This is a genomic window from Nostoc punctiforme PCC 73102, assembly GCF_000020025.1.
Lineage (GTDB): Bacteria > Cyanobacteriota > Cyanobacteriia > Cyanobacteriales > Nostocaceae > Nostoc > Nostoc punctiforme.
The window spans coordinates 6873785-6888760 of record NC_010628.1 but is presented as its reverse complement, the minus strand read 5'-3'; the positions used below and the strand labels follow the sequence as shown (position 1 = coordinate 6888760).

Genomic DNA, 14976 nt, shown 5'->3' with positions numbered 1-14976 from the left:
GTACAACTTAAAGTTACGGTCTTAAATAAGTTGGTCTGATAACACCTCGGCTTTTAACAGGCTAGCGTTTGTAAGACTCAACAATCAAACTTTATTTATGCACCAAAAAAGGGTCTTAGGGAATAGCTGAATTTTTAATTTTTGATTTTTAACTTTTCAGCCCATACCCCGTGAGGATTTGACTCTAACGACAATATATATCGCTTTGGGTTTTTCTCTCTCACTATTCCCCTTCATAGACTAGCAATCAAGATAGACAGCTTTCTGCATATCCATTAACAATTTAGAAAAAATGAAGCAAAAGTCCATATACCCAAATAGGTAATTGTAATTAAAGGTTAATTATGATATTATCTTTATTCTCCCGTTATCAGGGTCGAGTCCCCAATAGTAGTATTTTTGTTACTTCGTACTGGGAAAGTCTCAAAAGAATCAATTATCAATACATTCTTGCAACCACAACATTTATGCCGTGATTAAAAGCGGTAGTTGTGGTTTGTGCTATCGAAGGCTGATAATAGTTGTGTTAAACAAAAATACTAAGAATTAAGACAAACAATTGAGGCTTTCTGGGCGAAAGCAAAAAATTAGTACTAGAATGTGACTCAAAATTTCGGGAAGGTACAAAACAGGTTGTTGCAATATACACTTGTAGAGTAAATTCTATACGGCATTTTTATGGCACGGTTTTACAGACCTGGAAAGCTCTAGGTAAATTATGTTGATCACGGTGCAGGGGAAGTAGGCTGTGCGAATTCCGCTAGATTACTACCGAATTTTAGGACTACCGTTAGCGGCAAGTGAAGAACAATTGCGACAGGCATACAGCGATCGCATTGTACAATTGCCACGACGTGAGTATTCTCAGGCAGCAATTTCTTCTCGTAAACAACTCATAGAAGAAGCTTACGTGGTTTTATCAGATCCAAAACAACGCAGTACCTACGATCAGCTTTATCTTGCCCACGCCTATGACCCTGATAACCTTGCTGCTGCCGCAGTAGCACAGGAAAATCGTACAGAAAGCACCAAAAGGGGTAGTGATACCCAGAGTCTTGGTATAGAAATTACCCAAGACGAATTAGTTGGCGCTTTATTAATTTTGCAAGAGTTGGGTGAATACGAACTTGTATTGAAACTAGGTCGTCCGTACCTAGTAAATAAAAATAGTGCTACAAGTTCAAGAAAAAGCAATAACTTAGCAGATGAAGAAATTTATGAAAGTGCTGAACACCCAGATGTCGTTCTCACTGTTGCTCTTGCCTGTCTAGAATTAGGTCGGGAACAGTGGCAGCAAGGTCACTACGAAAATGCCGCCATATCCCTAGAAACTGGTCAAGAGCTGCTAGTACGTGAAGGTTTGTTCTCCAGTATCCAGGCAGAAATTCAGGCTGATCTTTACAAATTGCGGCCATATCGAATTTTGGAGTTGCTCGCATTACCTCAAGAAAAGACTGCCGAACGAAGCCAAGGCTTAGAATTATTGCAAAATCTCTTAGAAGATCGTGGCGGGATTGATGGCACGAACAATGATGAATCGGGTTTAAACATAGATGACTTTCTGCGATTTATCCAGCAGTTACGCAACCACTTAACAGTTGCAGAACAGCACAAGTTATTTGAAGCTCAAAGCAAACGTTCTTCTGCTGTTGCCACTTACTTAGCTGTTTATGCCTTGATAGCGCGAGGATTTGCTCAACGGCAACCTGCTTTAATTCGTCAAGCAAGACAAATGCTCGTGCGTCTGGGCAAGCGCCAAGATGTACATTTAGAACAGTCGCTATGTGCCTTACTTTTGGGGCAAACTGAAGAAGCAACTCGTGTTTTAGAACTTAGTCAGGAGTACGAAGCTTTAGCTTTTATTCGGGAAAAATCTCAGGACTCTCCAGATTTGTTACCGGGTCTGTGTTTATATGCAGAACAGTGGCTGCAACACGAAGTCTTTCCCCATTTTCGAGATTTAGCAAACCAGCAAGCTTTCCTAAAAGATTACTTTGCTAACCAACAGGTGCAAGCTTATTTAGAAGCACTGCCAACTGATGCCCAAACAACTAATGAATGGGCTGTAATTAACCCCCAGTATTTTCCCCAGGCCAAGGCAAAGAATACTCATTTTCATAACAATTCAACTAAAACTTCAGCGTCATTTAATCACAGCAGAGTACCTAACCCAGATTTGCCAGAAACACCAACAAAAGAAACCTCTGAATATCCAAACTTCTCACCACCTATGTGGAGTTCATCTGGAAGTATAAAATCAGAGGTTCCTGCTGCTGAAAGGATGAGCAGAGGTACTAATCAGCATTTGAACGGTTCAGCTAAGAGTGCTGCATCTGGTCATAACCAAAAGCGTAGGCGGAGAAAACCTACTCCATCTGCTAGCCGAGAGCGTATACCAGATAATCGTCCTCATTCTCGTCGTCCCCGAAGGCGGCGAACTTTTGCGAACACCATAGAAGGTAAAACACGGCTGGTATGGAGAGTGTTTATTTCTTTGGTGAGCATATTAGTTTTTTGGGTATTAGCCACAACAACTTTTGGATGGTTAAAAAATCTGTTTTTTCCTCAACCTTCTCCGCCTGATCTACAGTTGTTTGTACAAATAAACCAACCACCGTTACCTATTCCCGATCCAAATAGAAAACCAGAATCAGAAGAAGGCCCTTTAACAAATGCAGAGGCAGAAGAAGTTATTCACACTTGGTTATCTACCAAAGCCGCAGCTTTAGGGCCCAATCATGAGATTAATAATTTAGAGCAAATTTTAACTGGTTCAGCTTTATCTCAATGGCGACTGATTGCTCAACAGAATAAGTTAGACAATCGCTACCGCAAGTTCGACCATAGTTTGAAGATAGAATCTGTTGAGAAAATTGGTTTATTTGCAGATCGTGCCGCAGTAGAAGCTACGGTCAAAGAAGTGACGCAGTTATATGAAAATAATCAGTTTAAAAACTCTTCTAACGATAAATTAAGAGTTCGGTATGACTTGATTCGAGAACGAGGTAAATGGCGTATTCAGAGTACATCTGTTGTAAATCAATTCACCAGATAAGTTGGAACTTTTCGGCGAGTATCTGCAATAAGCTGTATCATTTAATTTAATTAGGAAAGGTTTTTCACATAGTTATCACTGAGATAATGCTATAGGAATCCGATTTGATTTATGAAAAAAATTTAGGTATTTTAGGGTGTGTTAGACGGAACGTCGGAACGCACCAAATTCTTATAAAACGTGAGTTCGACGGCTCATTTACTAACCGCATAATTACCTTAAATATTGAAACCTCTCCCTGGTTTTACTATGCAGAACTGTCTCTCTCCGAGTCGAAGAGGGACAGATTTGAACACAAATTCAAGGCAGGAAGAAGTTTATCGAACTTACGTTTATAAATGGTGCGTTACGCTGTCACCAACACACCCTACGTATATTTTCAAACATCAAATAGTAAACCTGTCTAAAAATACTTAGTAGCAAAAATGTCTAATATTGAGTATCGCCTCCCCATGATCTGGAATCCAGGCTAGCCACTCATCTGCTGAAACCGGACATAATAAAAGTGCTTCGTCAAAACTAAAGGGGTTAGGAAGTTGCAAAAGTTTTACCCAATTTAAATCCTCCAGATTCTGCCTTCTTGGTTGCACAGCAAAATCTGGTCTACGAGAATCTAGTTTCATAGCTTTCTATTAGCCTTCACAAATGGGCTAATCTAAAATTATTTCTGTAACCTAGACTACAAAATAAATAATCTTTGTGAAAAGCATCTGTCGTATAACTTTACGTTGGCTGTGTGGAACTGTTTGCTTATATTGCAGACCACACAGGTGTGGCACGACAGGTTGTAGACTGGGCATTAGATTCGCATTCCCAACTAGCTTATGTCATTTACTTCTATGCCCTCGCTGCGTGAGCAACAACATCCCCTAATTCGTCAGCTAGCTGATTGTATTGAGGCAGCTTGGCATCAGCACCTGGATCTATCGCCCTACCATTTGCCTGATGAGTTGGGGTATGTGGAAGGTAGACTAGAAGGCGAAAAACTGACGATTGAAAATCGGTGCTATCAAACGCCCCAGTTTCGCAAAATGCACTTGGAACTGGCAAACATCGGAAATATGCTGGATATTTTGCACTGCGTCATGTTTCCCCGTCCCCAATACAACCTGCCGATGTTTGGTTGTGATTTAGTTGGGGGTAGAGGTCAAATTAGTGCAGCGATCGCAGATCTTTCCCCTATCCAATTAGAGCGCACCTTACCAGAATCTTATACTACTGCACTGGCACAGCTACCAGTGCTTAACTTTTCCCAACCCCGTGAATTACCAGAATGGGGAAATATTTTTTCGGATTTTTGCATCTTTGTGCGTCCCGGTTCCCCAGAAGAAGAAGCAATGTTTCTGTCGCGTGTGCGAGAATTTTTAGACATTCATTGTATGCAAGCGATCGCTTCACATCCTGTTTCAGTCGAACAAGTTACACAAAATCTCGCTGGACAACACAACTACTGTACTAAACAGCAGCAAAACGATAAAACCCGCCGCGTACTAGAAAAAGCCTTTGGTCCAGTTTGGGCAGAAAATTATATGACCACAGTTTTATTCGACCTTCCAACTTAATCATTCCCCCATCTCCCCATCTGTAGGCTCTGTTACGTTTTCGCGTCACAGATAAATGTAGAATTCATTCAACGAGAGTTTAATGGAGTCTCAAAACGCCAACAGGGAGAGTAGTCAGGTCTTTGAAGCAAATATCACAAAATGGTTGGTTGTCTTGGCAGGTGCAAGCAACTAGAGACAGCTAACTCATTGACCAGAAAGTTAAGGAAACTCTGATGTTAGGAATGCTCAAGTTGATAGATATTTTTTAGTTAGTTAATCATTCATTCACTTAAGAAAGACTAACTTTTGTAGCAAGATTGTATCCAAACAAGGCAACAGTCTATTTTTGTCAATTTTGTGACAACTGTAGCCGTAGTTGATGTAGCAGTACAGTATCGCATCATACCATTTTGGGATTTTGTGTAGAGACATGATATATCGCGTCTCTATATCTAGATTTGATTCTGCTAATTTCCATTACACTCATGTCTCAATAATACTCAGAGTTATTGAATAGCCAGCTACTATAGCGCTTCTCGGTTTCAATACAGACCTAACCCCAAGTAAGTAAGCAAGCTTCCATTCTTCTCTCCTAAAAGGCAAGAGGAATGGAAGTGAGGTCAATGTATTGCATACATAGACGCATAGCGGCTACCCGTAGCAATGCTGCTTTGTTAAAGGAAAAAGGAGTGGAAGGCTCGATATATAAAGTCCCTTTGCCCCAAAACCCGACAAGTATTGCTACCTGTAGGGTACAAGCGTAGACGCATTAGCGAAGCGGTAGCGACGTTCGCGTAGCGTCTCGCAGAGAAGGAGCGTCAGCGTCTTATCGTCAGACATCGCTATTAGAAAACACCATTTTGCAAAACCATAGTGTTGAGCGTTCATCACGCAATGGATTTTAAGCCATACCCAGCTTTAAAGCACTGTTGTTTGTCCTAAGCAGCTGGCTGTTGATTAAAAACCCTTTTATTTTTACTTCCATCAGCACAATTCAGGTAAACGGGCAACATACTATGTCAAGGGTGACTGAAAAGCCAAAGCCAAGTGAGCAGGCACTTAATCAAGAACAACCTAAGATTTGGTGGGGTATCGCTGTAGCTGTGCCTATAGTAATCGCGGCTGGGATACTAGGTACAGCCAAAATCGAGCAGCTGAGAAAACTCACTACATCTGTACCCGTAATGCCATCTACCAATAGCATTAGTGCTGTAGGGCGTTTGGAACCACGAGGCGAAGTTGTTAAATTGTCCGCCCCATCATCAGGATTAGCGCCATCGTCACGAATTCAGCAACTTCTGGTGAGAGAGGGTGAACAAGTAAAGCAAGGCCAAATTTTGGCAATTTTGGACAACCGCGATACCCAAATAGCTGGACTAGAAGAGGCTAAAGCCAAAGTGCAAGAAGCCCGTGCGAATTTAGCGCAAGTTAGGGCTGGATCTCCAAGAGATATTCAAGCTCAAAGAGCAGTTGTTGCTCGCTTACAAGCGCAGTTTGTTGGGGAAAGGGATGCTCAACAAGCAACGATCGCCCGGATTGCAGCTCAATTAAGTGGGGATAAACTTGTTCAGCAAGCAACTGTGAATCGTTTAGAAGCTGAACTCAGTGGGCAAAGAGAAGCTCTCAGAGCAACGCTTACACGTATCCGAGCCGAACAGCGCAATGCCCAAGTCGATGCCGGACGCTATGATTTTTTATACCGAGAAGGTGCGATTTCTCAGCAAGAGCGCGATCGCAGACGCTTGAGTGCAGTAACTTCTAATCAACAGGTGGCCGAAAGCCAAGCTACCCTAAAGCAGACGTTAGCAACCATACGACAGCAACTTGCCGAGGCTAGAGCTAACCAAATACAAAATTTAGCAACATTGCAACAGCAGCTAATCGAAGCGAAAGTTAACCGTGACAAAACTTTAGCAACTTTGCAAAGACAAATTGAGGAAGAAAAGGCCAAACTAAGCAGAATTTTAGATGTTAGTCCTACCGATGTGCAAGTAGCGCAAGCTCAAGTTAGTAATGCGATCGCAAATGTCAGAAAAGCCGAAGCACAACTAAGGTTAAGCTACGTTCAAGCACCAATTGCTGGAGAGATTTTAAAAGTTTATACCAAGTCAGGTGAAGCCATAGGTGCAAATGGTATTGCTGAAATTGGCCAAACTAGCCAAATGTATGTGATTGCTGAAGTAGCCGAAGACAGCATTGGTAAAGTGCAAATTGGTCAAAACGCCACTATCAGCAGCGATAATGGAGCATTTAGCGGCGAATTGAAGGGAACTGTCACTGAAATTGGCAGAAAAATTGGTAAAAAGGACGTGCTAAATACAGATCCAGCAGCAGATGTGGATGCCAGAGTCGTAGAAGTTAAAATTGCTTTGCCTCCAGAAGATAGCCAAAAGGTTTCTGGTTTAACTTACGCTAAAGTTGTTGTTGAAATTAATAACTAGTTAAGTTATGGATGAGCAGTAATCTCAATTTGTAATTTGATACTTTGAATTGGAGATGTTCTTAGATAGGCTGTTTCATCAACTTCAAACATTCTATAAACAATGCTTGATAAATTACAGCAGTTTTTAATTAAGTGAGGTAGACAACCTAAACTTCAAAGCCAGATATTAAAACCTGCTACATCTGGTTTATGACTACTAAATTCTGAATTCTGCTGTAAATAATAGCTGTGCTTGGATACCTATAAAATGAATCAAAAAATACCTCTGTCGTGGCTACAACTGACAAGGGAAAAAACTCGCCTAGCTGTGGCTTTAGCAGGAATTTCTTTTGCTGATATTTTAATGTTTATGCAACTCGGCTTTCGGGATGCCTTATATTATAGTAACGTTAGATTTCATAACAGCTTGCAAGGTGATATTGTCTTAATTAATAGTCAATCTAGTGCTGTTTTAGCAATGAGGAGCTTTTCTCAAAGACGTTTATATAAAGCTTTAGAGTTACCCGCAGTACAATCAGTACATCCTATATATTTGGACTTTACAATCTGGAAAAATCCTATAACAGGCCGTCCTCGTAGTATTCTAATTTTTGGAATGAACCCAGAAACTAATATACTTAACTTACCTGGTGTTCAGGAGAATTTAGATAAACTTAAACTCCCTGATGTCGTTTTATTTGACCGTTCTTCACGGGTAGAGTATGGGCCTATAGCTGCTAGTTATAGCCAAGGAAAGACTGTAACAGCAGAAGTACGAAGGCGGCGGATTAAAGTAGAGGGACTATTTACATTAGGTGCATCATTCGGCGCAGATGGTAATTTAATTACGAGTGATATTAACTTTCTACGAATATTTAGTAATCGTCAAAAAGGATTAATTGATATTGGGCTGATTAGATTAAAGCCGGGAGCAGATGCTCAAGTTGTTGCCCAAGAACTACGACAGTATTTACCTAAAGAGGTAAATGTTTTAACTAAGCAAGAATTTATTGATTTTGAGCGGAATTATTGGGCAAACAGTACAGCTATTGGATTTATTTTCACATTAGGGACTGTCATGGGTTTCATTGTAGGAACTGTCATTGTTTATCAGATTCTTTATACAGAAGTTGCAGATCACTTAGCTGAATATGCTACTCTCAAAGCAATAGGCTATACACAAAACTATTTATTAACCGTAATTCTTCAAGAGGCTTTGCTATTAGCTATTTTAGGATATTTCCCTGGAATATTTTTTGCTTTATTTATGTATCAAAGTGCTAGAGATGCAACACTTTTACCAGTTTTTATGAGTTTTGATCGTGCCGTAATGGTTTTGATTTTGACTATGCTGATGTGTATTATTTCCGGTGCGATCGCAGTCCGGAAATTACGTTCCGCAGATCCAGCAGATATCTTTTAATTAATTCAATATTAATTAATATCAACAATTAATAATATAGAACTTATACTTGAGAATTAAGAAAACTTAATTTTTGAAAAATCTAACTTACAACTAACAGAAGCATGATAGAAAAAGAACCTGTAATTGCCATTAAGAATCTCAATCATTACTATGGCAAAGGCGCATTGAGAAAACAGATATTATTTGACATCAACCTAGAAATTTATCCTGGTGAAATTGTAATTATGACCGGGCCATCAGGTTCCGGTAAAACCACATTACTGAGCTTAATTGGTGGTTTGCGGTCTGTACAAGAGGGAAGTTTAAAATTTTTAGGTGAAGAACTCGTTGGTGTCAGTCAAAACAAACTGGTACAAATGCGACGCAACATTGGTTATATTTTTCAAGCTCACAATTTACTAGGGTTCTTGACTGCGAAGCAAAACGTGCAAATGGCGGTAGAGTTGAATGATAATATTTCTCAAACAGAAGCAATGGCTAAATCAAAAGCCATGCTGGGGTCTGTTGGTTTAGAAGAACGAGTTGACTACTACCCAGATAATCTTTCTGGTGGACAGAAACAAAGAATTGCGATCGCTCGCGCCTTAGTGAATCGTCCGCCACTGGTGCTAGCAGATGAACCAACAGCAGCATTAGACAAACAATCAGGACGCGATGTTGTGGAAATAATGCAGAGTCTAGCCAAAAATCAGGGAACCACCATCTTATTAGTGACACACGACAACCGCATTTTAGACATAGCCGATCGCATCGTAGAAATGGAAGATGGTCTTTTAACCCGTAATTCCTCAAATGCACCCATTTAGCCATTTGTCCTTTGTGAATGACCAATGACTAATGACCAATGACAGCCATGATTTATTGTCTAGCCGAGCCTGATTTTTTCATTCCAGGCTGGTTTGGCGGAGTTGGGGCATTTGGTTGGCGACTAGTACGAAAAGTCACATTCACGCCTTCATTTGATTGCTCCAGCACCAGTAGAGGCGTGGGTTTAGCCTTTTGATCCCAATGCATAGTAGCAATCCGACCTTGAATTGTTGGTTGCCAACTATCTTCGTCTTCTATAGGGCTTAAGTAAGTTTCTATACAGTCAATAATTTGACTAATAGTCGCAGAAGTTGCTTGCGTCGGTAACTTCATTAATCGGATTTGAATGCGAAACAGCACTCGCTTGGCAGAGTTCCCTGGGCTACCAGTCTCATACTCTACATCAAAAATTTCATCTACTTGCCGTCCAGCGCTATTAGCAATTCCGACTGATCCAAGTTGTGCTTGATTTGGCCGCAGAGCTTGAGTAACTTTTTCTTTGATCTGAATCTTCACTTGATTAAGGATTGCAAAATGAAACACCTCCTCTGACATCCGCATTCGTAGATAATCTAGGTTAAAGTCCCGTGAGTTTACCAAATCGGGATTAGTTTCCATTTTGCGAATTGTTTCCAGCGCCAGCTTAAACTTTTTCTCTAATTCTCGTGCGCGAAATTGTTCAAACTTAATTTTTTTCTCCAGCTTATCCATCTGGAGTTTACTATATACAATCAAAGCAATCACCACTAAAGCCAGTCCTCCAGAAGTTACCAACAATAACGTTGGTATTTGAGGATTACTTGCTGGCACTTCCTGAGATGCCTTTTTAGGCTTTCCTTGGGTTTGGGCAAGAAACATCGAAGTGGGCATGGTTGGAAACTGAAAAACTTGACTCCTGATGTTTAGGATGCCCAAATCTTCAATGCCATCTTGCTGTATCATTAATATTTTTAACAGCTTTTTACAAACCACGTATGTCCAGACACCAGAATATCCCTGCCCTGTCTGACGTTTCATCTACAAACTTTAGCAATATTCGTCTGATAGCCACAGACATGGATGGCACTCTAACTAGACGAGGGAAATTTACTACCCCACTGCTACAAGCTTTAGAGGATTTAGCGGCAGTTGACATTAAGGTGCTGATTGTTACAGGGCGTTCTGCTGGGTGGGTGAGTGGATTGAGTAGCCTGATGCCAGTGGCAGGTGCGATCGCAGAAAATGGTGGTTTGTACTTTCCACCTGGGAATCACAAACCAGTAGTATTAACACCTGTTTCCGATTTAGCCAAACATCGCCAGCACTTGGCTACGACTTTTGAAAATTTACAAACTAAATTTCCTCAAATCCAAGAATCTGCTGATAATCGCTTTCGCGTCACTGACTGGACTTTTGATGTAGCTGATTTGAATCAAGATGAACTACAAACCCTAGATAGTCTTTGTCAACAAATGGGTTGGGGATTTACCTATAGCAACGTGCAGTGTCACATTAAACCCCAAGGGCAAGATAAAGCTGTGGGATTGTTGCAGGTATTGCGCGAATATTTGCCCCAGTACTCACCAGAACAAATTGTCACTGTTGGCGATAGTCCCAATGACGAAAGTTTATTTGAGCGGCGTTATTTTCCTGTTTCTGTAGGCGTGGCAAACGTTTTGGAATATATGAATCAGTTGAAATATCACCCTGCTTATATTACCAATGCCGCCGAAGGTGAAGGATTTTGTGAGTTATCTAGTTATATTTTGAAAAGCTTGCACATCCCAAGTTAGGGAGAACTAGAGTTGTTCTACAATAATCTCGTAGCACTGATTTTACAACCATGACGGCTACTTTACCTGTTAGTGTCGAATCAGAAATATTCTACCCCAGTGCTGATGGTCAACCAGTGGCAGAAACTTACGACCACCTTTATGCCTTACTAACTACCTTAGAAGTCCTGAAGCAGTATTTGGCAAATCGTCAGGCAACAGTATTGGGAAATCAATTTCTTTACTATGCACAAGGCTTTCCTAAGTTGCGGGTAGCCCCAGACGTGATGGTGATTTTTGATGTTGCACCCGGTGGTCGGGACAACTATAAAATCTGGGAAGAGGGTCAAGTACCCACAGTTATTTTTGAAATGACATCCTTTGGGACTAAGGGACAAGACGAAATCTTTAAAAAGACCCTCTATGAGCAGTTAGGTGTCAAGGAATACTGGCTATTTGACCCTAAAGGCGAGTGGGTGGAACAACAGCTAAGTGGCTATCGCCTGCGGGGAGAAATTTACGAACCCATACAAGATGGGCGCAGTGAACCCTTACAACTGCGCTTGGTGGTTGATGGAAGGCTAATTGGATTTTATCGAGAGGATACAGGGGAAAAATTACTGATTCCAAATGAACTGGCAGAAGCTTTACGACAAGAAGTTTTAGCAAGACAGCAGGCAGAAGAACTAGTAGAACAGGAACGCCAACGAGCAGAACATGCAGAATTGCAGATAGAACAGTTAAAGGCGAGGTTGCGATCGCTCAATGTAGATCCTGATACTATTCAGTAACATACAGGGTGTAAGTCCAGAAGTTGCTGTAGCTATATCCGCCGTAGATGTTGCATCCATTTTTACTGAGTAATAATAGTTTCATGGTAGTACCCTTGAACTTCATCATCTTTGAGACATGAATCGCTAGACATCAGGAAATCTAATGATAAAGACGTGAAGATTTAGCGATCTCTTTTCAACTGGCCATGAAACTAAGATACGTTTAATTTACTGCAAGACGGTTTGAAAAACTTTACCCTGTCTGGGTTTGGTAATTTGCTATATCTGAATTTTTCACCCATTAATTTACAACAGAAAATCAAGCCCTTCGAGATCATCTGCCAGGTTTTGCTTATATCTCAGCCCAATCCCAAGTAAACAATTTGTTACCTATGTCTTTGCTATATTTATTACCTTAGACAGAATACAATATATGGGGTATACCACGTTTCAATCTCAGAAATCTCAACAGTACTAATTTGATTGAGGAAACTGTTTTATACAGTGATTTTCAGAGGTTAGCGTTTTATTTACAACTTCCAATAGAAATTCCAAGACCAATGTAAAGTCAAGAATTTACCTTTAAATACCGAGGTATTAAATTATGCAGGAAATTGAAAGATTCTTTAGCAACTTCTTCAGTGGCATAATCAACCGTTTTAAGTATTCTGCGATGGACGCTGCCGATCGCAAAATGAGAGAAACTATCGACGAGCAGGTAGAACAAAGGCGACAAAAACCCAAGTCCAAGGATGAGGAAGAACGCTAGTAGATAGGTTTTTTGGGCTAGTTTAACTAATTCGTAATTTCTGAGTTAAATAAAAGCATAGCGCTTCCTATTGTTGAATGGGCAGCGCTATTTTATCGCCCTTAGCAAACACTCTAGCGAATGTGCTAACCTAGTATGGTTAACTAATCTCGCACATCTAAGAATTCGGGTGTTTCCCGATTGGGAAATACACTTGGATGGAGGTTTAACCCGAATTGGAGTTGAAAAATATATGCCAGTAGTTTCATTGGCTCAAATGATGGAGTCAGGGGTTCACTTTGGGCATCAGACCCGGCGTTGGAACCCAAAAATGTCTCCTTACATTTATACTTCCCGCAATGGCGTGCATATTATCGACTTGGTGCAAACTGCCCAGTTGATGGATAATGCCTACAATTACATGCGATCGCACGCAGAACAAGGGAAGAAATTTCTTTTTGTCGGCACCAAGCGCCAAGCAGCTGGAATTATTGCCCAAGAAGCTAGCCGTTGTGGTTCCCACTACATTAACCAACGCTGGTTGGGCGGAATGTTGACCAACTGGGCAACCATCAAAACACGGGTTGACCGCCTGAAAGATTTAGAACGCCGTGAGGAAACTGGCGCACTAGATTTATTACCGAAAAAAGAAGCCTCAATGCTACGTCGGGAAATGACGAAGCTTCAAAAATATTTAGGCGGCATTAAAACAATGCGGAAAGTGCCCGATATCGTGGTAATCGTAGACCAACGACGGGAATATAACGCAGTTCAAGAATGCCAAAAGCTGAATATTCCCATTGTGTCCATGTTGGATACAAACTGCGATCCAGATGTAGTAGATATCCCCATCCCAGCAAACGACGATGCTATCAGATCAATTAAGCTGATAGTCGGAAAATTGGCAGATGCCATTTATGAAGGTCGTCACGGTCAGCTAGATGCTGAAGATGATTACGAAGATTACGACGGTAGTGAGTATGACGATGACTACGAAGAAACCGAATATACTGATGCCGTAATTCCCGACGAAGAAACAGAAGAATAGTGCTGTTAGCGGAAAGCTAAGGTTTAGCCCGTGCTGAGTAAGATAGAAAGACTCAGCAAATTTAGTAATGTTGAGTCTTGATTTTTGAAGTTGTTAAGTTGTGATTTGTCAATGAAGAATAAAATTGATGACTGAACACTCAAAACTCAGCACTCAGCACTAAATTAGGTGAGTGATTACAACTCGAGGTCAAGTTAGGAATTGAGGCAAAATGGCGGAAATATCTGCAAAACTCGTCCAAGAGCTACGCCAAAAAACTGGTGCCGGCATGATGGACTGCAAAAAAGCGCTGATAGAGACTGAAGGTAACGTAGAAGAAGCCGCAGACTGGCTACGGAAAAAGGGCATCTCTAAAGCGGGGGCAAAAAGCGATCGCGTTGCGGCAGAAGGTCTAGTAGACACTTACATTCAGCCAGGTGGCCAAGTGGGTGTACTCATTGAAGTCAACTGCCAAACCGACTTTGTTGCTCGTAACGAAGCTTTTAAAGCTTTAGTTAAGAACCTGGCAAAGCAAGCAGCGGCAGCTGATAGTGTTGAGTCTTTGTTGGCTCAACAGTATGCTGATAGTCCAGGCGGGACTGTAGAAGAATTCATCAAGCAAACGATTGCTACGCTCGGTGAAAATATCCAAGTGCGCCGCTTTGTTAATTTTGCACTAGCAGAAGGCACGCAAGGTGTAGTAGACAGCTACATTCACACTGGCGGTCGAGTTGGTGTATTAGTAGAACTAGGTTCTCAAAGTGAGTCAGTGGCTACCAATCAAGAGTTCCAAAGCTTGGCACGGAACACTGCAATGCAAGTTGCGGCTTGTCCAAATGTCGAGTATGTAAGTGTAGACCAAATCCCCGCCGAAGTTGCCCAAAAAGAAAAAGACATTGAAATGGGCAAGGATGATTTGGCGAACAAGCCAGAGAATATCAAAGAAAAGATTGTTCAGGGACGGATTGAAAAACGCCTGAAAGAATTGACTTTGATCGATCAGCCTTACATCCGCGATCAGAGTATTTCCGTGGAAGACCTCTTTAAGCAAGCGAAGACGAAATTAGGCGAAGAGATTCAAGTGACTCGCTTTGTCCGCTATATATTGGGCGAAGGTATTGAGAAGCAAGAAATTAGCTTTGCTGATGAAGTCGCTGCACAAATGGGCGGTAAGTAATATTATTGGTCATTGGTCATTGGTGAGCCAGTGCGGTCTTCTCCCAAAGGGAGAGGCTAGCGCCAAGGGGGTTTCCCCCATGAGCAACTGGTGAACCCGAAGGGTCATTCACAAATGACAAAGGACAAATGACAAATGACTCTTTACCAAACAGGTCAAGCAAATAGCCTGACCTGTGTTTTTTTAGTAGAGACGCGAAATATCGCATTTAATTTAAAATCTAAACTTCTTTGGGAAGCTATTATA

At 41.2% G+C, this 14976-nt stretch carries 12 protein-coding genes; 10 read left to right on the top strand and 2 right to left on the bottom strand.

Features of this window, described 5'->3' with window-relative positions:
- Nucleotides 1-748: 748 nt before the first annotated feature.
- Nucleotides 749-3055 (top strand): IMS domain-containing protein, encoded by a 2307-nt coding sequence (locus NPUN_RS28220; protein ID WP_012411828.1) that lies wholly within the window; start codon nt 749-751, stop codon nt 3053-3055.
- 413 nt (nt 3056-3468) lie between these two features.
- Here NPUN_RS28220 and NPUN_RS28215 read toward each other — a convergent pair whose 3' ends face one another.
- Complete coding sequence (locus NPUN_RS28215) at nt 3469-3678, bottom strand: hypothetical protein (protein WP_012411827.1); 210 nt, start codon at nt 3676-3678, stop codon at nt 3469-3471.
- Nucleotides 3679-3879: 201 nt separating this feature from the next.
- Between NPUN_RS28215 and NPUN_RS28210 the strand changes: the two genes are divergently transcribed.
- The 4 genes from NPUN_RS28210 to NPUN_RS28195 all read left to right on the top strand — a co-directional run bounded on the left by NPUN_RS28210 (nt 3880) and on the right by NPUN_RS28195 (nt 9253).
- Nucleotides 3880-4617: a phycocyanobilin:ferredoxin oxidoreductase gene (locus NPUN_RS28210; RefSeq protein ID WP_012411826.1), complete on the top strand. Its 738-nt coding sequence runs from the start codon at nt 3880-3882 to the stop codon at nt 4615-4617.
- Between the two features lie 998 nt (nt 4618-5615).
- Entirely contained in the window at nt 5616-7040 is a 1425-nt protein-coding gene (locus NPUN_RS28205; protein ID WP_012411825.1) for an HlyD family efflux transporter periplasmic adaptor subunit, read from the top strand.
- A 249-nt stretch (nt 7041-7289) separates the two neighbouring features.
- Complete coding sequence (gene devC, locus NPUN_RS28200; protein WP_012411824.1) at nt 7290-8444, top strand: ABC transporter permease DevC; 1155 nt, start codon at nt 7290-7292, stop codon at nt 8442-8444.
- A gap of 104 nt (nt 8445-8548) precedes the next feature.
- Nucleotides 8549-9253, top strand: coding sequence for a DevA family ABC transporter ATP-binding protein (locus tag NPUN_RS28195; protein WP_012411823.1), 705 nt, complete (start codon nt 8549-8551; stop codon nt 9251-9253).
- Nucleotides 9254-9305: 52 nt separating this feature from the next.
- On the opposite strand, the gene NPUN_RS28190 is transcribed toward NPUN_RS28195, so the two are convergent.
- On the bottom strand, nt 9306-10124 hold the full coding sequence (locus tag NPUN_RS28190; RefSeq protein ID WP_012411822.1) for a hypothetical protein: 819 nt from the start codon (nt 10122-10124) through the stop codon (nt 9306-9308).
- Nucleotides 10125-10228: 104 nt separating this feature from the next.
- Between NPUN_RS28190 and NPUN_RS28185 the strand changes: the two genes are divergently transcribed.
- The 5 genes from NPUN_RS28185 to tsf all read left to right on the top strand — a co-directional run bounded on the left by NPUN_RS28185 (nt 10229) and on the right by tsf (nt 14730).
- On the top strand, nt 10229-11026 hold the full coding sequence (locus tag NPUN_RS28185; RefSeq protein WP_012411821.1) for an HAD-IIB family hydrolase: 798 nt from the start codon (nt 10229-10231) through the stop codon (nt 11024-11026).
- Nucleotides 11027-11076: 50 nt separating this feature from the next.
- Nucleotides 11077-11796: a Uma2 family endonuclease gene (locus tag NPUN_RS28180; RefSeq protein ID WP_012411820.1), complete on the top strand. Its 720-nt coding sequence runs from the start codon at nt 11077-11079 to the stop codon at nt 11794-11796.
- Between the two features lie 586 nt (nt 11797-12382).
- Complete coding sequence (locus NPUN_RS42155) at nt 12383-12547, top strand: hypothetical protein (RefSeq protein ID WP_167315668.1); 165 nt, start codon at nt 12383-12385, stop codon at nt 12545-12547.
- 232 nt (nt 12548-12779) lie between these two features.
- On the top strand, nt 12780-13574 hold the full coding sequence (gene rpsB, locus NPUN_RS28175; RefSeq protein WP_012411819.1) for a 30S ribosomal protein S2: 795 nt from the start codon (nt 12780-12782) through the stop codon (nt 13572-13574).
- Nucleotides 13575-13785: 211 nt separating this feature from the next.
- Nucleotides 13786-14730, top strand: a complete 945-nt coding sequence (gene tsf / locus NPUN_RS28170; RefSeq protein WP_012411818.1) for a translation elongation factor Ts — start codon at nt 13786-13788, stop codon at nt 14728-14730.
- Nucleotides 14731-14976: the final 246 nt, after the last annotated feature.

Excerpts from the sequence above, each read along its gene's own strand:
- NPUN_RS28215 (WP_012411827.1), bottom strand. The coding sequence starts at position 3,678 with ATGAAACTAGATTCTCGTAGACCAGATTTTGCTGTGCAACCAAGAAGG.
- NPUN_RS28210 (WP_012411826.1), top strand. The coding sequence starts at position 3,880 with ATGTCATTTACTTCTATGCCCTCGCTGCGTGAGCAACAACATCCCCTA.
- NPUN_RS28205 (WP_012411825.1), top strand. The coding sequence starts at position 5,616 with ATGTCAAGGGTGACTGAAAAGCCAAAGCCAAGTGAGCAGGCACTTAAT.
- devC (WP_012411824.1), top strand. The coding sequence starts at position 7,290 with ATGAATCAAAAAATACCTCTGTCGTGGCTACAACTGACAAGGGAAAAA.
- NPUN_RS28195 (WP_012411823.1), top strand. The coding sequence starts at position 8,549 with ATGATAGAAAAAGAACCTGTAATTGCCATTAAGAATCTCAATCATTAC.
- NPUN_RS28190 (WP_012411822.1), bottom strand. The coding sequence starts at position 10,124 with ATGCCCACTTCGATGTTTCTTGCCCAAACCCAAGGAAAGCCTAAAAAG.
- NPUN_RS28185 (WP_012411821.1), top strand. The coding sequence starts at position 10,229 with ATGTCCAGACACCAGAATATCCCTGCCCTGTCTGACGTTTCATCTACA.
- NPUN_RS28180 (WP_012411820.1), top strand. The coding sequence starts at position 11,077 with ATGACGGCTACTTTACCTGTTAGTGTCGAATCAGAAATATTCTACCCC.
- NPUN_RS42155 (WP_167315668.1), top strand. The coding sequence starts at position 12,383 with ATGCAGGAAATTGAAAGATTCTTTAGCAACTTCTTCAGTGGCATAATC.
- rpsB (WP_012411819.1), top strand. The coding sequence starts at position 12,780 with ATGCCAGTAGTTTCATTGGCTCAAATGATGGAGTCAGGGGTTCACTTT.
- tsf (WP_012411818.1), top strand. The coding sequence starts at position 13,786 with ATGGCGGAAATATCTGCAAAACTCGTCCAAGAGCTACGCCAAAAAACT.